Below are 19,350 nucleotides of genomic sequence, written 5' to 3' on the forward strand. Positions count from 1 at the left end.
GGTCACGCGGTTCCGGGACGGCTGAACCGTTTGAGTTCCTTTCGTAGCTCCTCCATCTCCACGGGCTTGGCCAGATAGCTGTTCATTCCCGCCTTGAGGAACGTTTCCCGGTCCCCTTCCATGGCATGCGCCGTGAGCGCGAGGATGGGGATTTTTTTGGGATTCACTCCGCTCTTGCCACTACGAATTTGTTTTGTGGCTTCCAGTCCGTCCATGTCGGGCATCTGTACGTCCATGAGAATGCAGTCAAAGCGTTCATCCTTGAGCTTTCGCAGGGCTTCCCGCCCTGTGGACACACTTTGTGTCACATACCCCAGGCGTTGCAGCAGACGCTCCACAGTGATGCGGTTGACCCTGTCGTCCTCGGCCAGCAGTACACGTCCGCAGTGACGGGCATCCGTGTGGCAGAGGGATTGGTCCTCACTTTTTTTCACCTCGCCCCGGGGCGTTTTGGTGGCAATGGAGAACCGCACGGTGGTGCCTTGATCCAGGGCGCTGTGGATGGAAACATCGCCGCCCATGAGCCGAACCAGACGCCGTACAATGGAAAGTCCCAGGCCCGCTCCCTGGTGGAGTCGGGTATGGGAACCGTCCACCTGGGTGAAGCTCTCAAAGATACGGTCGAGCTGGTCTTCGGGAATGCCGATGCCTGTGTCCGTCACAGCAATATGCAAAAAATTGACGCCGTCCTCCCGCGACATGGAGCAATGCAGGGTGATGCCTCCCTGGTCCGTGAATTTGATGGCGTTGCCGAGCAGGTTGAAGAGCACCTGGCGCAGGCGGCCGGGGTCGGTTCGGATCGGCTCTGCTTCCGGCGTTTCAAACCGGCTTTCCAGGCGAAGGCCTTTGGCGTTGGCCTGGGGGCGGAGGGATTCCACCACGAGGTTGACCACTTCCCGCAGGTCGAAGTCTTCTTCATGCAGGCGAAGGTTGCCGGATTCCACCTGGGAGAGGCTGAGGATGTCGTTCAGCAGCGTGAGCAGGCTGCGCCCGGAATTGAGCGCCACGGTGACCATCTCGCTCAGGTCGTCGGGCAGTTCGGCGAGCTGGATGAGTTGCAGCATGCCCAGCACGCCGTTGAGCGGGGTACGGATTTCATGGCTCATGTTGGCCAGAAATTCGGTTTTGGCAAGGTTGGCGGACTCGGCCCGTTCCTTGGCGCGTTCCAGCCGTTGATACATGTCCCGGCGTTCCGTCACATCCGTGATGAATCCTTCGAACACGATTTCGCCGTCGTCCTGCCGGGTGGCGCGCAGGGATTCGCTGACCCAGATGATCTGGCCATCCTTGCGGCGCATCCGCACTTCCTGCTCCGCCATGCCCGAGCGGTTGGCCAGCTCCTGAAATCGTTCCCGTTGCCCCGGATCCACATAGAGCTGGCGGGCTATATCCTGAATGTTTTTGATCAGATTCTTAGGGGAGGAATAGCCCAGGATGCGGGCCAGCGCAGGATTGGCATTCAGGAACCTTCCGTCCGCGGTGCTGCGGAATACGCCCATGACCGCGGCCTCGAATAGTCGCAGATAGCGTTGTTCGGCCTGGACCAGGGCTTGTTGCGTACGCCGAATTTCCGTCACATCCGTGGCCACCTGGATTTTGGCCAGCCGTCCGTCAATCCAGCGAATCAGTGTGTCTTGATTTAAAAAACGTCTTTGATCCAAAGGGTTGTCGTCTTCCCAGGTCCGTTGCGCGGGGATGCCTTTGCGCAACATTTGGGGCAGTGGACATGTGGGGCATGGCTCGGTTTGTTCTCGAAATGCCTGCCAACAGGGTCGTCCTTCCATGTTGCCGCCGAAGCGTTGGCGCATGCGTTTGTTCATGAACAGAATTTCATAGGTCTGCGCGTCGGCGACAAAGACGTCCGCCGGGATGCTGTCCATGACCCTGGCCAGAATTTCATTGGAACGACGCAGGGTTTGTTCCATATCGTGCCGATGGGTCACGTCGCTGAAGAGCACGGCCATACTGCGGGGACCGGTTGGAAAAGCGGCCACGGAATAGACCCCGTGGAGTTTGGGGGAATGATATTCCAGCCGGGGGTATTGCCAGGATCTGCCTTCGCGAAGTACTTCACGAAATTCTTGGGAAACTTGTTCCAGACCGGGGAATGCCTGGTCAAAGGTGCGGCCCAGGAGAGAATTCGTTGGAATGCCGGTAATTTGTTCCGCAGCAGGGTTGCCCGCCGTGAGCACGAGTTCGTTGCCTTGCAGCTCATAAAAGTAAATACCGCTGGGGCTTTGCTCGAAGAAAGAGCGGTAGTTGCGTTCGCTTTCACGCAGGCGTTTTTCCGCGGCCTTGCGTTGGGTGATGTCATGCAGGATGCAGTGGGTCTGCTGGAATCGGCCTTGTTTGTCGTGTCCTACGCGACCTTCAAAGGAGACCAGAACAGGGCTGCCGTCCTTGCGGCGCATGAGAAATTCCACCTCGTGGATTTCACCCTGTTCCTTGAAGCATGGGAAATGTTGTTCAAAATGTTGCAGGAAGTCGGGATCAAGGAACTGACCGAACCACTTGCCGACCACTTCATCCCGTTCGTACCCCAGAGTATCCAGCCAGGCCTGGTTTACATCCAGGATCCGGCCTTCGTCGTCCAGGGACTGGTAGCCCAGGGGAGCGCGTTCAAACAGCAGCCGGAAATAGCCGCGAGACTCTTCTACTTGCGCCCGGAGATGCCGATTTTCCTCCTCAAGTCGGCGCATCCGTTCGGCCGTGTCCATGGAGGACGAAGGCCGGTGGGTGCCGTTTCTCATGCATGCCCCCCTGATCTGCGATGGTTTTCCCAGATAGGAATACCACAGTCGCGGGGTTCTGCAAATCGAAACCCGTTGCAGGCAGGGGCGGGTGGGGGTTTTAGAGCAGGCCGCGCACTAAGTTCCAGGCGTCACGCAGGAGGAACAGGCCGAATAGGCCGAGCAGCAGGGCCAGAATTTTGAGCAGCAGGGCATAGGCCCGGCCGCGGAGAAAAGCGCGGGAACGCGCCGTAAGCAGGGCCACCGTCACCTTGGCTCCCACGATGCAGCAATAAAAAGACGAGAGAAAAAGAATCGGGGCGAGAACGCCGTGCTCTTGGTAATCGCGCAGCAGCATGGGCGCACCCACGCCGAACCAGAACAGGTAGGGATGGGGATTAAGCAGGTTGGTGATCATGCCCTTGCGCAGGGACAGGGAGCGCCGTTCCACTCCGGGGGGCAGGTTCATGGGCGCGGTCCAGGTTTGTCTGGCCATGTGCAGTACCACCACACCGCCCATGGCCGAGAGAATGCCCAATGCCCAGGAGAACCGGGCCAGTTCGGCCAGCAGCAGAACGCTGAGCAGAATGATGGGCGGGTCCGTGAGCAGGGGGGCCATGGCCACACGAATCCCGCCGCGTATTCCCTGTGTCAGGGTCTCGGTGAGTACCAGGGTCAGAAGCGGTCCGGGAGCGGCTCCGGCGGAAAGACCGAGAACGGCTCCGGCCAACAGGCTGGAAAGATACGGATCCGGCATCCCCGGGGTATGCCTCGGAATGGGCCGCAAGGCAACCCCGGCGGAGCGGGCGTTTTATTGTTTGGGGATGGCCTTGAACAGCGCGTAGCAGAGCGCGTCCATGTCCACGGGCTTGGCCAGATAGTCGTCCATGCCCGCGTCCAGAAAGGCCTCCCGGTCCTCCTGCATGACGTGGGCCGTGAGTGCGATGATGTGGGTGTCCCGGTTGTTTTCCCCGGCTTCCCCGTCACGGATCATGCGAGTCAGTTCCAGGCCGTTGAGCAGGGGCATCTGAATGTCCATGAGCACGGCGTCGAACCGTTCGCTCCGAAGCATTTCCAGGGCTTCACGGCCGTTTTCGGCCGTACTGGGCGAATGCCCCAGCCGATGCAAAAACCGGCGCGTGGCCAGGACGCTGACCCTGTCATCCTCGGCCAGGAGAATGCGCAGCGGCTGCTCTTTGATGATTTGGCAGATGTCTGCACCGATTTCACACTCCTGCTGCTCCAGGGCAAAGGGGAGGGAAAGATGGATGCTGGTGCCTGTTCCGGGTTCCGATTCCACGGCGATGGTCCCGTGCATCATCCGCACGATGCGGCTCACGATGCCCAGTCCCAGGCCGGCCCCGCCGTATCGCCGCGTGAAGGAGCCGTCCATTTGGGTGAATTCCTCAAACAGCAGGTCCACTTTTTCAGGGGGAATGCCGATGCCGGTGTCGCGGACCGTGAGCAGCACATTCAGCCCCCCGGGTTGGGTGGAATAGGGCAATGCCGTTGCCGAGACCTCCACCTCGCCCTTGGGGGTGAATTTGATGGCATTACCCACGAGGTTGAAGAGCATTTGGCGCACTCGGGCATCGTCCCCCACCAGGGTGGGCGGCACGCTGCGGTGTACGACGGAATCCAGCCGCAGGTTTTTGTTTTGCGCCTGGACGGAAAAATTGCCCAGCACGGTGCGCAGACAGTCGCGCAGGGCGAACGGTCCGGGATGCAGGCGCATTTTGCCCGCTTCCAGACGGGAAAGGTCCAGCAGGTCGTCCAAAATGGCTTTGAGGTTGCGGGCCGTGGACATGGCCGTTGTCACGTATTCGTCCAGTTCCGGGTCCAGTTCCGCGGTCTGTGCCAGTTGGAGCATGCCGAAGATGCCGTTCAGCGGGGTGCGGATTTCGTGACTCATATTGGAAAGGAATTCATCCTTGGCACGACTTGCGGCCTCCGCGCGTTCCTTGGCGGCCAGGATCTGCTGCTCCTGTTCCTTGCGTTCGGAAATATCCTGTATGTTGGCAACCCGGTAGAGAATATCCCCATCCTGGGCGAGGATGTTGGTCACATCGATCTGGGCCGGGAACTGGCTGCCGTCCTTGCGCTGTCGGGGCATCTCGAACGTATAGCGTTCCCGTTGCTCCAGCAGTTTGATGTGTTCGGTCAGACTGCTGTGATAGCCTTCGGGGAACAGCTCCTGTGCCTGTTTGCCCACTAGTTCTTCGGGGGAGTAGCCGTGCATTCGGGCGTATGCCGGGTTGACCATGGCCAGCTCGTATTGCTGGTCCGTGACGGAAACGCCCATGCCCGTATGTTTGAAGATCTGGCCCCAGCGTTCCAATTCGTTTTCGGACTGCTTGCGCTCCGTGATGTCCGTGGAAAGAGTGATCTGCACTTTACGGCCATCGTCCCAATCCACTTGGCGGGTTTGGTTGTGAAACCAACGTTGGGATTCTTCTGCTTTGGATTCCCAGACCAGAGGCTTGTCCGGTTGCTCGTTGCCCTTTTGTTCCCCCAGGGGACAGTTCGGGCAGGGGGAAGACCGACCCGCCAAGGAGTCCCAGCATTTGCGGCCCACGATGTCCGGTCCCAAGTCGCGCATGGCGCAGTCGTTGGCAAAGAGCACTTCGTTGGTTTCCGCGTCCGTGACATAGAGGTGGCTTTCAATGGCGTTCAGGGTTTCACGCAACCGTTCGTGAGCGAGTACCAAGCCGTTTTCACGGTGTTGCAGGGAGAGGTTGGCGGCTGTTTTGCATGCGGAAAGCTGCATGGCCTGGGCCTCGCGTTCCAGCAGCACCGCAAGCAGATCCACACTGTGGCGCACCAGGGTCAGTTCGTCCTCGGCCACGGCATCATCCAGGGGACCGTCCACCACGACCACGCCGTATTCGTCGGTCACGGTTTGCAATGGAAAGGCCGATTCCTGGGTGGAATCGGATTCCGGCGGCAGATAGCGGAATTCCAGTTCCGGGAAGATTTCCCCCATGGTGGCGCAATATGTGGACACGATGCGTTTTTGATCGTTTAAGCCGGAAAGGGCGGACATGAGAGTGAACAAATCCTGGGAGAGGCCGGCGCTCATTGCCGATTTCCTCCTTTGTCGGCGTCATTCCGTCGCTGTATCACCGGAGGGACCGGATTTGACGGGGATACAATCTGCGTCGAGTGGATACCATACATTCGTATTTATCCTATTTCAGTTTTGCCTTGGGCTGTCAATGCGGGGTCGGATGGGCGGGGTTTGCTTGACAACCTGCCGTGGAGGTCGCATTTTCCCTCAGTCCGTCCCGGGGGGCGGCAAAACAGGATCTGTGGGTGTGACAATGGAAAATGATTTTTTTGTTGCCGGAGTGGACACGGGCGGCACCTTTACTGACGCGGTGGTGCTCGGTCCGGGAGGCAAGGTCTTGGGGCGTGCCAAGCGCCCTACCCGGCACCATGATCTGGGGACCGGAACCCTGGAGGCCTTGGGTGAGGCGCTGCGCCAGGCCGGTGGCGATGCAGACCGTCTGCGTCGGGTGGGCGTTTCCACCACTTTGGCCACCAATAGTGTGGTGGAGGGGCGCGGCGCCCGGGTCGGGCTGTTCCAGATCGGTGTCCGCAAGCCTGTGCGGCTTCCGGTGGTTTCGGTGGAGTTTGTCCAAGGCGGTCACATGGTGGGCGGCCGGGAGGAGGCTCCTCTGGACGTGCAGGCGTTGGTGAACGGCGTGCGCCGGTTTCAGGGGCATGTGGATGCCTACGCCGTGGCCGCGTCGGGCAGTTGCTTTAATCCCAACCACGAGCTGGTGGCGGCCAAGGCCATCTCCATGGTGGATCCCCTGCCGGTTTCCTGTGCCCATGAGGTCAGCGACCTGCCGTCCCATGAAGAGCGTCTGGCAACCGTGGCGCTCAATGCCGGGCTGTTGCCCGTGATGGAACATTTCTTGGAGCGACTGCGTTCCGGGCTGGACGCTCTGGGGGTGCATGCCCCGGTGAGCGTGGTTTGCGGTGATGGAGAAAGCCTGACCCCGGAGCAGGCTTTGCACCGCCCCTTGTCCACGTTTGCGGCCGGGCCGGCGGCTTCGGCGCTGTATGGAGCGCATGCGGCCCTGGAACGCGGGCATGCGGACGCCCTGGTGGTGGATGTGGGCGGCACCACCACGGATCTGGTCACCGTGCGCGGCGGCGAGGTGCCGGTGCGAGACGGCGGCTCCATTATTGGTCCGTGGGAAACGCATGTGCGGGCTGTGGAGTTGCGTACCGTGGGCATCGGTGGAGACAGCCATGTCCGGGTGGAGCATGGCGCGATCCGCGTTGGTCCCCGGCGTATGCGGCCTTTGGCCCTGTTGGACGACGCCGGTTCCGTGTTGGATCGCCTGGCCCAGGCCGAAGTGGACCGCGTGGTGCTGGTTCCCGAAGAGTGCCGGGACCGGGCCGAAAGCTTGGCGGGAAAAAGCCCGCTGTTGCGATATTTATTGGATCATGGTCCCAGCACGGCTTCGGAGTTGACCCGTGTGTTGGGACGCAATCTGGTTGAACTGGAACAGCGTCTTGAGGAGCTGGCCCGGGACCGTGTGCTGGTGGAAACCGGATTTACCCCCTCGGATGCGCTGCACGTGAGCGGGCAGGCCGCGTTCGGCGATTTCGATTCAGCGTCCCGTGGGGCGGCCATCTGGGCGGAGCGGCTGGGCCTTGATCCCAAGGCCTTTGCCGGGCAGGTGGTGGACGTTGCCTCCTGCGGGATCGAGGATGCCCTGGTGGAGCACATGCTGCGTGCCGAATTGGGACACGATCTGGCCGGGCTGGTGCGTCGCCGTCGGGAACTGCGGACCATTGCCCTGGAACTGCGTCCCCGGGTGCCGGTGGTGGCGCTCGGGGCGGCCGGGCGTCCGTTGTTGGAGGAAATGGGCCGTCGGTTGGGTGCGGAATGTATTTTTCCCCGGGAGCATGAAGTGGGCAACGCCGTGGGCGCGGCCCTGGTGGCGGAGCGGATCGCCCGCATGGAGCCGCCGACTCCCGGGCAGTCTGTTCAGGAGGAAAAGCAATGAGCCATCATCAGGATTCCGGACCGCCTTCCAATGGAGAGCATGGACCGGACTGCGGTTGCGGCTGTCATGACCATGACCACGGACATGACCATCATTCACATGACCATGACGGACAGGACGAGGGACACAAGCATTACCGGTCCCAGAGTTTTGAGGCCGTGCTCGAGGTGGTCAGCGAAAATGAAACCGCCGAGGCCGTTCACGGCTGGTTGAACAATGGGGACGAATGGTTTGTGCATGGCTGGGCCGAGGCCGAGGGCTTTGTGTTCGATCTGACCGAATCCCGCCGTCCCATCGAGCGTGCAACGTACTACGAGGCCAACCAGGTCTCGGAAGACCGCGTTCGTCGGTATTCCCGGGTGGAGTTTTTTACGCTTATGGCGGAGCGGGGCGATGTCGGCCCGTTTGACAAGGCCTTTTTTTATACCACAGTGACCCGCACCGATCCTCTCGAAAAATAGACCACGGTTTATGGCTTTCGCGGGGCCGGGCCGCTACGGAAGGCGCACGTCCGCAAAGTGGCGGATGTGCGCTCCGGCTTCCAGGGTGGGGTCGGCGTAGGCCCAGAACGGAACGTTCGCATTGCGTGCGGTACGCTGGTCAACGGCGGAGTCACCGATGTAGACAGCCTGTTCCGGCCGGATGCGGAAATGGCGCAGGATGGTTTCCACGCCGTCCGGCCAGGGCTTGCCCCGCGCCACATCCTCGGTGGTGATCAGCAGGTCGAAAAAGCCGAGCAGTCCATGACGTTCCAGAATGGTGTGCTGCTCCGCGCCTCCGTTGGTGCAGACCGCCAGACCTTTTCCCGCATTTTGCAGTCGTTCCAAGAGGTCCGCTACCCCTTCATGCGGACGGATCAAATCCAGGATTTCATTCAGATCAAAGGACTTCCATGCCTGGTCCGCCTGCTCGCGCCTGTCGGGTGGGATGATCATGTCCAGGCTTTCGGGAATCGTGCGGACAAAGCACGCCGCCTCCTCCTCGGGGGAAAGCGGCCCAAGCCCCACGGCTTGGCGCATGCTGTTGAAAAAAAATTTCCCGGCGTTCCAGGAATCCACGAGCACGCCGTCACAATCGAAGATCACGGCTTGGGTTGATGCGGGGAGGGTGAGGGTGGACATGGGTTGGGTTTCGCTTGATTGAGCGTTGCTGTCAATCAATGGGAAAATTTAGCATCGGCAAGGGAATATTCCATAATGGCGCGGATATAAGCGGGGCGGAATGTTTTGGTGTCAAACCGTGCAAAAGATGAAAAGGGTGTCATACCGTGGGGAATGGGACAAAGTGTCTCCACCGACAGGGAGCGCATCGTTTTTGAATTCCTCCTAGTATGTGGTGCGGCGGTGCATTGGCGAGGGCCGGGGAACCCCGGGGAGGCGTCCAATGCTGCCGCCGCAGTCCACGAAATGGAACGAGAAAATACTGTTTTTTCGTGTTGAATCGCTATGTTGAAACATATACATAGTGTTCATATTTTCACATAATGCTTGCGTTGGAGCGGTTAAGTAAGTAAGCCGCAGGGGTTCCAAAACCTTTGCGCGGGGAAGTCGAACTTCCTTTTTCCGGGCCTGATATGACGCTCCGGTCCCTGGCGGACTCGGCGTTCCCTGACATATTGGTGGAGGAATACGACGACGGCTGAGGTTTGTGCGTTTCGTGTCGGCTGCGGTCTGCCGAAATCGGAACGTACCCTGGCATTCATTCTGAAGCGAGGTGTCCATGTCCAACCTGCTTTTGATCCTCATTCTCCTGCCCGTGCTGTCGGCACTGGCCTGTTTCATCGTGCGTTCCGGCTCGGTGCGGCGGCTGGTGGTCACGGTCACGGGCGGCGTGCTTTCCGCGGCCTCGGTGGCGCTGCTTATGCAGGGCTCCTTTGAGGCGTGGTCTCCGGGCACGCTGTTCGGCCTGAGTTGGGACTTGATCATCGCTGTGCTCGACTTCGCACTGCTCGGTGTCATTCTCTTTTATGGTCTCAAACTCAAAAATCTGCTCATTCAGCTTTTCACGCTGGCGCAGATCGTTCTTCTGGTGATCTTTGAATTCGTCATGGTGGAACACGCCGCGGTTCCCGCATTCCGTGCGGACAACCTTTCCCTGATCATGGTGCTGGTCATTTCCATCATCGGTTCCCTGATCTGCATCTTCGGCTTGCCCTACATGAAGAAGCACGAGGAACACCTGCACCTGAACAAGTCCAAACAGCCCCAGTTTTTCTTTTATCTGGTGCTGTTCCTGGGTGCCATGAACGGGCTGGTGCTGGCCAACAACATCCTTTGGCTCTACTTCTTCTTTGAAGTGACCACGTTCTGTTCCTTTATGCTCATCGGTCATGACGGCACCAAGGTCGCCGTGGCCAACGCCACCCGCGCCTTGTGGATGAACAGTCTGGGCGGTCTGGGTTTCGTGGTGGGCATCATGCTGGCTTACATGGCCTACGGAACGTTGTCCCTGGCGGCGATTTTGGCGGCCGGTCCGCAGGGAGCCTTGGCGCTCACGGGCGTTGCCCTGCTGTGTTTTGCCGGATTCACCAAGGCGGCCCAGGTGCCGTTCCAAAGCTGGCTGCTGGGTGCCATGGTCGCTCCCACGCCGGTTTCGGCCCTGCTGCACTCGTCCACCATGGTCAAGGCCGGTGTGTACGTCGTGCTGCGCATGGCTCCGGCTTACCAGGGAACCTTACTTTCCGAGCTGATCGCCGTCTGCGGCGCGTTTACTTTTGTGGCGTGCGCGGCCCTGGCCATCGGTCAGAGCAACGGCAAGAAGATTCTGGCTTACTCCACCATCTCCAACCTCGGGTTGATCATCGCTTGTGCGGGGCTGAACACGCCGCTGGCCATCACCGCCGCTATCCTGCTGATCATCTTCCATGCCATTTCCAAGTCCCTGTTGTTCCTTTGCGTGGGAACCATTGAACAGGAAATCGGCAGCCGGGACATCGAGGACATGCGCGGTCTGTACGAACGCATGCCCCGGACCAGCTTCATCGCCGTGACCGGCGTGCTGACCATGCTCCTGCCGCCGTTTGGCGTGCTTCTGGGCAAGTGGATGGCCATTGAGGCGGCGGCCGGTTCCATCTGGGTCATCATCATGCTGGCTCTGGGTTCGGCTCTGACCGTGGTCTACTGGGCCAGATGGGGCGGTGGCATGATGGGTTCCCGCAAGCCCGGGCAGCCCTCGGAAACCTTGCCCACGCTCATCAACCTGCCGTTGATGCTGCTTTGCGTCGGCGCGGTGGTGCTTTCCGCACTCACGCCCGTGATCTATGCCGAACTGATTCAGCCCATGCTGGCCTCTGCTGCTCTTGCCGTGGATACGGCTACGGGCAGCCTGGGCGCATTCACGGTGTACGGCCTGTATGCGGCCCTGGGCCTGGGATTGATCGTGGCCTTCCGTGCGGGTCGCCGGGCGCCTTCGCTGCGTCAGGTGGATCCCTACATGGGCGGCGCCAACCTTGGGCAGGACGGCTCCTTCAAGGGTCCGATGAACCAGCCCGTGGAATTCGGCGCGGGCAACCTCTACCTGTCCGAGCTGTTCGGCGAGCAGAAGCTGACCATGTGGGTCAACATCGCGGGCGCGGCGCTCATCGTGCTTATGATCGGAGGGGGGCTGTAAAATGAAAGAACTGATTCTCATCATACTCGGCCTGGTGGTGGCTCCGCTGGTAGGCGGGCTGCTCGCGGGCATCGACCGCCGCATCACGGCCCGGCTCCAGTCCCGGCAGGGACCGCCCATCATGCAGGCCTTCTACGACGTGCTCAAACTGTTCGGCAAGGAAGCCCTGGCCCTGAACAAGTGGCAGATCATCTGCGCCTGGGTCTATGTGATTGCCGCGGCTGTGGCCTGCACGCTGTTCTTCCTGCAATCCGACCTGCTGCTGGTTTTCTTTGTCCAGGCCGTGGGCGCGGTGTTTCTGGTCATGGGCGCCATGGCCGGACGTTCGCCTTACAGTCAGGTGGGGGCGCAACGCGAACTCATCCAGGTGCTCACCTATGAGCCGCTGTTGGTGTTGGTGTTCGTGTGCATCTATCTGGCGACGGGCAGCTTCGACATCAGCGCTGCCTGGGCCGTGGAAAAGCCGCTCATTGCGCAGCTTCCTCTGGCCTATATTGTGCTGACCTATACGCTGACCATCAAATTGCGGAAGTCGCCTTTTGACTTCTCCACCTCGCACCACGGACACCAGGAACTGGTCAAGGGCGTACTCACGGAGTATTCCGGGCCGTATCTGGCGCTCACCGAGGTGGCCCACTGGTACGAAACCGTGCTGCTGCTGGGCGTGTGCGCCTTGTTCTGGACCACCAGCTGGTACTGGATGGCGCTGTTGCTCATCGGCACCTACTTCCTGGAAATTCTCATCGACAACACCATGGCCCGCATGACGTGGCGCTGGATGCTCAAGTACGTCTGGAGCGTTGGACTGGCCATGTCCGTCGTGAACCTCATCTGGCTGTACGCGGGGTAGGGATATGTTCAAATCGATTATCAAGAATTCTCGCGCCAAGTCCCCGTGGATCATGCACTTCGACTGCGGGAGCTGCAACGGCTGCGATATCGAGGTGCTGGCCTGCCTTACACCACTGTACGATGTGGAGCGGTTCGGCGTGGTCAACGTGGGTAACCCCAAGCACGCCGACGTGTTGCTGGTCACCGGAACGGTGAACCACCGCAACAAAAAGGTGCTCAAGAACATCTACGACCAGATGCCCGAACCCAAGGCCGTCATCGCCATTGGCGCGTGCGGCGCCACGGGCGGCGTATTCCGCGACGCCTACAACGTCGTGGGCGGCGTGGACAAGGTCATCCCCGTGGACGTATACGTCCCGGGCTGCCCGGCCAAACCCGAGGCCATCATTGACGGCGTCGTGGAAGGGCTGAAGAAATTCCAGCAAAAGGTGGAGCAGGCCGGGTAAGGCCGCTCCGCAAGGGGAAATCGACGTGAAAGGGAATGAAATCAGCGTGACCCGCGACAATCTCGTCAGCGAGGTCATGAATATGAAGAACGAAGGGTGCCGCTTCGTGACCATTTCCACGGCTCTTACGGCCGAGGACGCGGTAGACGTGCTGTACCACTTTGAAAAGGACTTTGAAGTGACGCACCTGCGGCTTTCGGACCATCCGTTGGCCGAGGCCATGCCCAGCATCTCCGGCGTGTACTTCGGCGCTCTGCTGGCAGAGAACGAGTTGCAGGATCTCTTCGGTATGAAATTCTCGGGCCTGGTGCTCGACTTTAATCGCACCCTGTACTTGGAAGAGGAGGTCACCGTGGTGCCCCTCGTGAACAATTGCAAGGTCGCGGGAACCAACTAAAGGGGGACGAACATGGCACGTACCGTTATTCCCTTCGGCCCCCAGCATCCGGTGTTGCCGGAGCCGATCCACCTCAAGCTGGTGGTCGAGGATGAAATCGTCAAGGAAGCCATTCCGGCTTTGGGATATGTTCACCGTGGTCTGGAAATGCTGGTGGCCAAGCGCGACTACCACCAGATGATCCAGGTTTGTGAACGCGTTTGCGGCATCTGCTCCATGATCCACGCGGTTTGCTACTCGCAGACCATTGAAGAGATGATGGGCATCGAAGTCCCCAAACGTGCGGAAATTCTTCGTGTGATCTGGTCCGAACTGCACCGCATGCACTCCCACCTGCTCTGGCTCGGCCTTTTTGCCGATGCTTTCGGGTTTGAGGCGCTGTTCATGCAGATTTGGAAAATCCGCGAACGCATCATGGACATCAACGAGGCCACCGCGGGCAACCGCGTCATCGTGTCCGTAAACGTCATCGGCGGCGTGCGCGCGGACCTGAGTCAGGAACAGCGCGACTGGATCGAAAGCGAGCTGCGGATCATCGAGAAGGAGCTGAAGGAAATCCAGTCCACCATGCTCAACGACTATACGGTCAAGTCCCGTACTGTGGGCAAGGGCGTATTGACCTACGAGCAGGCCTGGGAACTGGGCGCGGCCGGCCCGACCCTGCGCGGCTCCGGCGTCAAGTCGGACATGCGTATGCTCAAGTACGGCGGGTACAGGCATCTGGATTTCGAACCCGTGGTGGAGACCTCGGGCGACTCCTGGGCGCGTGGGGCCGTGCGGTTCCGCGAGGTGCTCCAGTCCATCGACCTGGTACGCCAGGCCATTGCCAAGGTGCCTCGCGGGGATCGCGATCTGGCCGCCAAGGTCAAGGGCAACCCCGAGGGCGAGGGTTTCATGCGTGTGGAACAACCGCGCGGTGAATGCGTGTACTACATCAAGGCCAGCGGCAAAAAGAACCTGGACCGCATGCGCATCCGCACGCCCACGTTCGCCAACGTGCCGCCGTTGCTGGCCATGGTGCCCAATTGCGAGCTGGCCGACGTGCCGGTCATCGTGTTGTCCATCGACCCGTGCATCTCCTGCACGGAAAGGTAGGGGGACCACCATGCTGTTTCTGACGCCCAGCGTATTGAAGAATGCGGCGAAAAAACCCGCCACCAGGAAATATCCCTTTGTGGTCCGCGAGCCGTTTGACCGCTATCGCGGGGAATTGGTCATCAATGCCGAGGACTGCATTCTTTGCGGTTCCTGCATGCGGAAATGCCCGTCCCTGTGCATCACGGTGGACAAAAAAACCGAGACCTGGGAATGTGACCCCTACGCCTGCATTTATTGCGGCCATTGCGTCACGGTTTGCCCGACCCACGCCCTGAGCATGAAGAGCGTCCACCGTGGCCCGGCACCGCAAAAGGTGACCATGAGCGAAAAAGGGCACCTGCCCAAGAAAAAGAAGAAAAAGGCCGAGGAAGCGGAATAGCGTTTCCGGGCTGAATAGGATGAATCGGCGGGGTCGCGCTCAGGCGTGGCCCCGCTTTTTATCTCTTGCAGACACATGGAGCATGCCGTGGGAAAACAAGCCGTGGACCAAAAAGGGAACGCATTGCATATTCAGGCCGATCCCGAGCTGGAATATCAGTATTACGACATTTTTAATGTCTATGTAGGAGCCGAGGAAGTGGTGCTGGAATTGGGAAATCGTCACCGTTCCGACCCCGCGACCGGGGTGGTGCACCAACGTGTGGTGCTTTCGCCCGGCACGGCGCGACGGTTGGTCCGGACCCTGGGACAAGGGCTGGAGACCATGGAGAAAAAGATCCGCTCCGCCTTGGATGAGGCTGGGAAATACCCGACCAACTGATCCAGCGGGAACGCGGGCAGCGGTCACTCCTGGCCGCGCCCCCCCCCTGGTCAGGTTTCCATACTCCAACCGCGGAGGCGGTAGTAGTCCGCCACCATGCGGTCCATGGCCTCGCGGCTGAGGTGTTTGCCGTCGGGCAGGGCTTCACGGGTCAGACGGGAGGGGAGTCGGTCCATGTCCGTGGTCAGACCTTCGCGCAGATTGAACTCTCGACTGAGCTGCACGGCCCTGGCTCCCAGGCGTTGCAGTGATTTTTTATCTCCGGGCAGGCCCGTGAGCCGTTCCATGAGTCGGCCCAGTTCTTCCCAGGTATACATGTCCCGGTAGAATCGGCAGAGGATCAGGTTGTCGAACAGGGCGAGACGGTCCTCAAAGTCGATGAGCAGTTCGGCCTTGCCCTCCACCTGATCGGGCGGAATCATGCCCGCCAGCTCCGGCTTGTAAAAGGTGGTGCGCAAGTGACACGCACCCCGCGCCGTGGTCGCATAGGTCAGGCCCATGCCCTGGAGGGCACGGGGGTCATAACCCGGCGGTTCCATGCCTTTGACGTGTACGGCCATGTCTTCCATGGCCCATTCCCGGGCCGCGTGGCGGATGCCCTGGGCCAGAATCTCTCCGATTCCCTGGCGGGCGGCCATGTTCCGCAGCAGTTCGGCGCAGCCTTCGGGATCGTTGTATCCCGGTGCCTGGTCGATGCGTCCGCGAAGGCCCGCCTCAATGGTCAGGCCGCAGAGGTTGCCTGCGGTGATGGTATCCAGACCGAGCCGGTCGCAGAGGTCGTTGAGGTGCACGATCTCGGCCATGTCGTCGATCATGCACAGGCCGCCGAAGGCATAGATGGTTTCGTATTCCGGTCCCTCCAGTCGCAGGCCGTTGTGCCGTCCGCCGCGCACCGTGGTCATGCGGCCGCAGGCCATGAAGCATTTGCGGCAGGCGTGGGGCCGGACATCGTGTTCCGCGTGAAAGGTCTCGCCGGAGAGCTGTTCCCAATGGTCGCAGCTGCCTTGGCTCCAATACTTGGCTGGGAACGCGCCCGCGGTATTCATCAAGGCGACCATGGCCGTGGTGCCGAATTTTTTGTATCCCTTGGCTCCGGGCGTATCCTTCCCCGCCGCGAGAAATTGCTTGGCATAGTCGGAAGCGCCTTCCGGATCGGCCAGGGGGCGTTTTCGGTTTCCGGCAAAGACCACGGCCTTGAGTTGTTTGGACCCCATGACCGCTCCGGCGCCGCCCCGTCCGGCACTGCGCCAGTAATCATTTTCCAGCAGGGCAAAGCAGACCTGTTTTTCCCCGGCCGGACCGATGACCACGGCTCCCGGTCGGGAATAGCCCACGGGGGCGAAGCGTTGCACCGCGGCATCCTCGGCCTGGTAGGTCTCCATACCCCAGAGGTCGCGGGCCAAATGAAAGTCGCATCCATTGGGGTGGATTGCCAGGACTGTGGGCCGGTCGGCGCGGCCGGTGATGACCACGGCATCGAAACCCGCCGCGTCCATGGATTCCGGGAGTTTCCCTCCGGCGTAGGACTCCAGATACAGCCCCGTGAGCGGGGATTTGGTATACACGCCGTAGCGGCTGCCTCCCCAGCTGGGACCGTTGCAGGCCGGACCCGTGGTGAAGATGAGGCGGTTGTCCGGGCCGAGGGGTTCGGTGCCGGGCGGGTTCTCGTCCAGCAACAGCCGGGTACCCAGAACCTTGCCTCCGGGGTGTCGGGTCAAAAATTCCTCGGAAAGGGGCACGATGTCATACCAGCGCCGGGTCAGGTCAATGCGCAACATGCGCCCGTAAGCTCCGAACATGTCTCTCCTTTCAGTTGTATGCGCCCCGCGTCCTTAACTGCTGACGGCGCGCAGGCCGTTCTTCAACCGCTGACGGCGTGCAGGCCGTCCTTGAGGATGGACAGGCCGCGGTCCAGTTCCTGATCCGTGATCACCAGCGGCATGAGGGTGCGGATGACGTTGCCGAAATTGCCGCAGGCCAGGATGATCAGCCCCTGCGCCCGGCAGTGGGCCACAAGAGCCTTGGCCTTGTCCGCGGCTGGCGTTTTGGTCTGGCGGTCTTGTACCAGTTCCAGCGCCAGCATGGGACCAAGGCCACGAACATCTCCCACGATTTCAAATTCCTGCTGAAAGCCGTCAAAGACTTTGCGCACGTGCCGGCCCAGTTCTTGGGCGCGATGCAGCAGCCCGTCCTCCAGGAGTATGTCCAGCACGGCCAAGGCCGCGGCGCAGGCTGTGGGACTGCCGCCGTAGGTGCCGCCCAGGCCGCCCACGTGGGGAGCGTCCATGATTTCGGCCCGGCCCACCACGCCGGAAAGCGGCATGCCACCGGCAAGGGATTTGGCCACGGTGATCATATCCGGGGCCACGCCCCAGTGTTCGATGGCGAACAGCGTCCCTGTGCGGCCGAATCCGCTTTGCACTTCATCCACGATGAGCCGGATGCCGTATTTGTCGCAAATACTTCGCAGCCGGGGAAAGTATTCAGGTGGCGGCGTGGCGAATCCGCCCTCGCCCTGGATCGGTTCCACCACCAGGGCCGCGGTGCGTTCGGCAGCCACGTGGGATACGAAAAATTCTTCCAAATAGTCGGCGCAGGCCGCTCCGCAGGCTGGATGCGTCAGCCCCAGCGGGCAGCGGTAGCAGTAGGCGTAGGGGGCGCGGTAAACCTCCGGAGCGAACGGTCCAAACCGATATTTGTACGGCTTGACCTTGCTGGTCAGGCTCATGGTCAACAGACTACGGCCGTGGAATCCGTTTTGAAAGGCAATAACCGCAGGGCGGCCGGTTTCGTAGCGTGCGATCTTCACCGCGTTTTCCACGGCTTCGGCACCGGAATTGAGAAAGAACGATTTCTTGGCAAAGTCTCCAGGAGCCAGGGCGTTGAGACGTTCGGCCAGCTCCACGTATCCTTCATACATAACGACGTGGAAGCAGGTGTGCAGGAATTTTTCCGCCTGTTCCTGCACGGCCCGCACCACCTTGGGGTGGCAGTGGCCCGTGTTGACCACGCCGATGCCTCCGGCAAAGTCGATATACTCCCGCCCTTCCACGTCCGTGATGGTGGCTCCCCGGGCCTGGGCTGCAAATGCGGGCAACATGTTGGCCGGTCCCTGGGGTATGGCCTCTTGGCGGCGCCGGAGTAAATCGTTGTTGCTGACCATAAATATTCCTCCAATGTCGAGGTGTTGTCAATGGTTGTATGACAAGTGCTTCAGATGCGTTCGATGATGGTTGCCACGCCCTGGCCCCCGCCGATGCAGGAGGCGGCGCAGCCGAACCTGCCTTGTTCAGCTTCCAGAATGCGGGCCAGCGTACCCACGAGCCGCACTCCCGTGGCTCCCATGGCATGACCCAGGGCCAGACCTCCGCCTTTGACGTTGATCCGTCCCGCAGGGAGACCGAGTTGCCGCATGGCGTGGAGTACCACGATGGCAAAGGCTTCGTTGATTTCCCAATAGTCCATGTCATCCACGGCGTATCCGGCTTTTTCCAGGGCCATGCGCACGGCAGGCACGGGAGCCGTACCCATGACCGTGGGGTCCACGCCTGCAAACCCAATGGACCGGATTGCACCCAGGGGCTGGATGCCCAGCTCGGCGGCGCGTTCGCGGGTCATGAGCAGCATGGCTGCGGCGCCGGAATTTAGAGGAGAGGCGTTCCCTGCGGTGATGCCGCCGTTTTCCTTGTCGAAAATTGGGGTCAGTCCGGCCATGCCGTCCAGATCCGCATTGTCCCGCACGGCCTGGTCCCGGTCGACGCGCAGGGTGGTTCCATCAGCTTGGGGGGCGTCCAGGGGCAGGATTTCCCCGTCAAAGAAGCCTTGTTCTCTGGCCTTGACCGCCAATTGATGGGAGCGCACGCCGAAGGCATCCATGTCCCGACGTGAAAAGGTACTTTGCTTCCAAAGCTTTTCTGCGGTTCGGCCCATGACCATGGTGGTATTCATGTCCCAATGGTCGTAGCGGTCGTCCGTGAACAGCGCTGGATTCATGCTGATGGTGCCGTTTTCAAACAGGGTTGGTCCCATGGGAACGCGGGTCATGTGCTCCATGCCGCAGGCCAGGACCGTGTCGGCGTACCCGGAAGCGATTTCCAGGTATCCCATGTGGATGGCGGCCATGCCCGAGCCGCATTGCTGGTCGAGAAAACGGGCCGGTACGGTTTCCGGCAGATTGGCCTGGAAAATGGGGGTGCGGCCGCCGAAAGTCCAGTTTTCCGCCACGCCCAGGGCGCAGCCCACGAGAAAGTCGTCCAGGTCCGCGCCGCGCATTCCGGTGCGTTCCAGCAGTTCGGGGAGCAGAGCGCAGAGCAGGTCGTCGGCGCGCAGGGCGTGGAACCAATCCCGCTCCGGATCCTTGGGCCGGGCGCGGGATTGAGCGGTTCGTAAATATCCGGCAATGACCACTTCTCGCATGGACATGGTGGCTCCTTTG

Annotated in this window: 16 protein-coding genes; 9 read left to right on the forward strand and 7 right to left on the reverse strand. The window is 60.8% G+C overall.

Going from position 1 to position 19,350, the window contains the following annotated elements; genetic code table 11:
• Positions 1 to 2: 2 nt before the first annotated feature.
• From B5D49_RS03085 to B5D49_RS03095, 3 genes are all read right to left on the reverse strand, one after another.
• Complete coding sequence (locus B5D49_RS03085; protein ID WP_078716191.1) at positions 3 to 2,750, reverse strand: PAS domain-containing hybrid sensor histidine kinase/response regulator; 2,748 nt, start codon at positions 2,748 to 2,750, stop codon at positions 3 to 5.
• A 100-nt stretch (positions 2,751 to 2,850) separates the two neighbouring features.
• A complete protein-coding gene (locus B5D49_RS03090) occupies positions 2,851 to 3,486 on the reverse strand; it encodes a LysE family transporter (RefSeq protein WP_078716192.1) in 636 nt (211 codons plus the stop codon).
• Positions 3,487 to 3,540: 54 nt separating this feature from the next.
• Positions 3,541 to 5,808: a PAS domain-containing hybrid sensor histidine kinase/response regulator gene (locus B5D49_RS03095; RefSeq protein WP_078716193.1), complete on the reverse strand. Its 2,268-nt coding sequence runs from the start codon at positions 5,806 to 5,808 to the stop codon at positions 3,541 to 3,543.
• A gap of 241 nt (positions 5,809 to 6,049) precedes the next feature.
• Here B5D49_RS03095 and B5D49_RS03100 point away from each other — a divergent pair, with 241 nt between their 5' ends.
• Positions 6,050 to 7,753: a hydantoinase/oxoprolinase N-terminal domain-containing protein gene (locus B5D49_RS03100; protein ID WP_159447119.1), complete on the forward strand. Its 1,704-nt coding sequence runs from the start codon at positions 6,050 to 6,052 to the stop codon at positions 7,751 to 7,753.
• Positions 7,750 to 8,214: a hypothetical protein gene (locus tag B5D49_RS03105; RefSeq protein ID WP_234990613.1), complete on the forward strand. Its 465-nt coding sequence runs from the start codon at positions 7,750 to 7,752 to the stop codon at positions 8,212 to 8,214. The genes B5D49_RS03100 and B5D49_RS03105 overlap by 4 nt, the downstream gene beginning before the upstream one ends.
• 33 nt (positions 8,215 to 8,247) lie before the next feature.
• Here the strand turns inward: B5D49_RS03105 and B5D49_RS03110 are convergent, their stop codons facing one another.
• Entirely contained in the window at positions 8,248 to 8,874 is a 627-nt protein-coding gene (locus B5D49_RS03110) for an HAD family hydrolase (RefSeq protein ID WP_144019088.1), read from the reverse strand.
• A gap of 598 nt (positions 8,875 to 9,472) precedes the next feature.
• Between B5D49_RS03110 and B5D49_RS03115 the strand changes: the two genes are divergently transcribed.
• The 7 genes from B5D49_RS03115 to B5D49_RS03145 all read left to right on the forward strand — a co-directional run bounded on the left by B5D49_RS03115 (position 9,473) and on the right by B5D49_RS03145 (position 14,915).
• A complete protein-coding gene (locus B5D49_RS03115) occupies positions 9,473 to 11,362 on the forward strand; it encodes an NADH-quinone oxidoreductase subunit 5 family protein (RefSeq protein ID WP_078716196.1) in 1,890 nt (629 codons plus the stop codon).
• Between the two features lies 1 nt (position 11,363).
• A complete protein-coding gene (locus B5D49_RS03120; RefSeq protein ID WP_078716197.1) occupies positions 11,364 to 12,212 on the forward strand; it encodes a respiratory chain complex I subunit 1 family protein in 849 nt (282 codons plus the stop codon).
• A gap of 4 nt (positions 12,213 to 12,216) precedes the next feature.
• Positions 12,217 to 12,660, forward strand: a complete 444-nt coding sequence (locus B5D49_RS03125) for an NADH-quinone oxidoreductase subunit B family protein (protein ID WP_078716198.1) — start codon at positions 12,217 to 12,219, stop codon at positions 12,658 to 12,660.
• 25 nt (positions 12,661 to 12,685) lie between these two features.
• On the forward strand, positions 12,686 to 13,057 hold the full coding sequence (locus B5D49_RS03130) for an NADH-quinone oxidoreductase subunit C (protein WP_078716199.1): 372 nt from the start codon (positions 12,686 to 12,688) through the stop codon (positions 13,055 to 13,057).
• Between the two features lie 12 nt (positions 13,058 to 13,069).
• Positions 13,070 to 14,152 carry a hydrogenase large subunit gene (locus tag B5D49_RS03135; RefSeq protein ID WP_078716200.1) on the forward strand — a complete coding sequence of 361 codons (1,083 nt, stop codon included), beginning with the start codon at positions 13,070 to 13,072 and terminating at the stop codon, positions 14,150 to 14,152.
• A 10-nt stretch (positions 14,153 to 14,162) separates the two neighbouring features.
• Positions 14,163 to 14,534 carry a 4Fe-4S dicluster domain-containing protein gene (locus tag B5D49_RS03140; protein ID WP_144019091.1) on the forward strand — a complete coding sequence of 124 codons (372 nt, stop codon included), beginning with the start codon at positions 14,163 to 14,165 and terminating at the stop codon, positions 14,532 to 14,534.
• A gap of 87 nt (positions 14,535 to 14,621) precedes the next feature.
• Entirely contained in the window at positions 14,622 to 14,915 is a 294-nt protein-coding gene (locus tag B5D49_RS03145; protein WP_144019093.1) for a hypothetical protein, read from the forward strand.
• 50 nt (positions 14,916 to 14,965) lie between these two features.
• Here the strand turns inward: B5D49_RS03145 and B5D49_RS03150 are convergent, their stop codons facing one another.
• The 3 genes from B5D49_RS03150 to B5D49_RS03160 form a co-directional block, all read right to left on the reverse strand.
• The gene (locus tag B5D49_RS03150) at positions 14,966 to 16,714 is read right to left on the reverse strand and encodes an aldehyde ferredoxin oxidoreductase family protein (protein WP_078716202.1); all 1,749 of its coding nucleotides are present in this window, start codon (positions 16,712 to 16,714) and stop codon (positions 14,966 to 14,968) included.
• A gap of 62 nt (positions 16,715 to 16,776) precedes the next feature.
• On the reverse strand, positions 16,777 to 18,078 hold the full coding sequence (gabT, locus tag B5D49_RS03155; protein WP_078716203.1) for a 4-aminobutyrate--2-oxoglutarate transaminase: 1,302 nt from the start codon (positions 18,076 to 18,078) through the stop codon (positions 16,777 to 16,779).
• 50 nt (positions 18,079 to 18,128) lie between these two features.
• Positions 18,129 to 19,337 (reverse strand): acetyl-CoA C-acetyltransferase, encoded by a 1,209-nt coding sequence (locus B5D49_RS03160; RefSeq protein ID WP_200806762.1) that lies wholly within the window; start codon positions 19,335 to 19,337, stop codon positions 18,129 to 18,131.
• Positions 19,338 to 19,350: the final 13 nt, after the last annotated feature.

The sequence above is a fragment of the Paucidesulfovibrio gracilis DSM 16080 genome (genome assembly GCF_900167125.1).
GTDB classification, from domain to species: domain Bacteria; phylum Desulfobacterota; class Desulfovibrionia; order Desulfovibrionales; family Desulfovibrionaceae; genus Paucidesulfovibrio; species Paucidesulfovibrio gracilis.

Bases quoted from the DNA above. Each gene is read 5' to 3' on its own strand.
- B5D49_RS03085 (WP_078716191.1), bottom strand. From the start codon at position 2,750: ATGAGAAACGGCACCCACCGGCCTTCGTCCTCCATGGACACGGCCGAA.
- B5D49_RS03090 (WP_078716192.1), bottom strand. From the start codon at position 3,486: ATGCCGGATCCGTATCTTTCCAGCCTGTTGGCCGGAGCCGTTCTCGGT.
- B5D49_RS03095 (WP_078716193.1), bottom strand. From the start codon at position 5,808: ATGAGCGCCGGCCTCTCCCAGGATTTGTTCACTCTCATGTCCGCCCTT.
- B5D49_RS03100 (WP_159447119.1), top strand. From the start codon at position 6,050: ATGGAAAATGATTTTTTTGTTGCCGGAGTGGACACGGGCGGCACCTTT.
- B5D49_RS03105 (WP_234990613.1), top strand. From the start codon at position 7,750: ATGAGCCATCATCAGGATTCCGGACCGCCTTCCAATGGAGAGCATGGA.
- B5D49_RS03110 (WP_144019088.1), bottom strand. From the start codon at position 8,874: ATGTCCACCCTCACCCTCCCCGCATCAACCCAAGCCGTGATCTTCGAT.
- B5D49_RS03115 (WP_078716196.1), top strand. From the start codon at position 9,473: ATGTCCAACCTGCTTTTGATCCTCATTCTCCTGCCCGTGCTGTCGGCA.
- B5D49_RS03120 (WP_078716197.1), top strand. From the start codon at position 11,364: ATGAAAGAACTGATTCTCATCATACTCGGCCTGGTGGTGGCTCCGCTG.
- B5D49_RS03125 (WP_078716198.1), top strand. From the start codon at position 12,217: ATGTTCAAATCGATTATCAAGAATTCTCGCGCCAAGTCCCCGTGGATC.
- B5D49_RS03135 (WP_078716200.1), top strand. From the start codon at position 13,070: ATGGCACGTACCGTTATTCCCTTCGGCCCCCAGCATCCGGTGTTGCCG.
- B5D49_RS03140 (WP_144019091.1), top strand. From the start codon at position 14,163: ATGCTGTTTCTGACGCCCAGCGTATTGAAGAATGCGGCGAAAAAACCC.
- B5D49_RS03150 (WP_078716202.1), bottom strand. From the start codon at position 16,714: ATGTTCGGAGCTTACGGGCGCATGTTGCGCATTGACCTGACCCGGCGC.
- gabT (WP_078716203.1), bottom strand. From the start codon at position 18,078: ATGGTCAGCAACAACGATTTACTCCGGCGCCGCCAAGAGGCCATACCC.
- B5D49_RS03160 (WP_200806762.1), bottom strand. From the start codon at position 19,337: ATGTCCATGCGAGAAGTGGTCATTGCCGGATATTTACGAACCGCTCAA.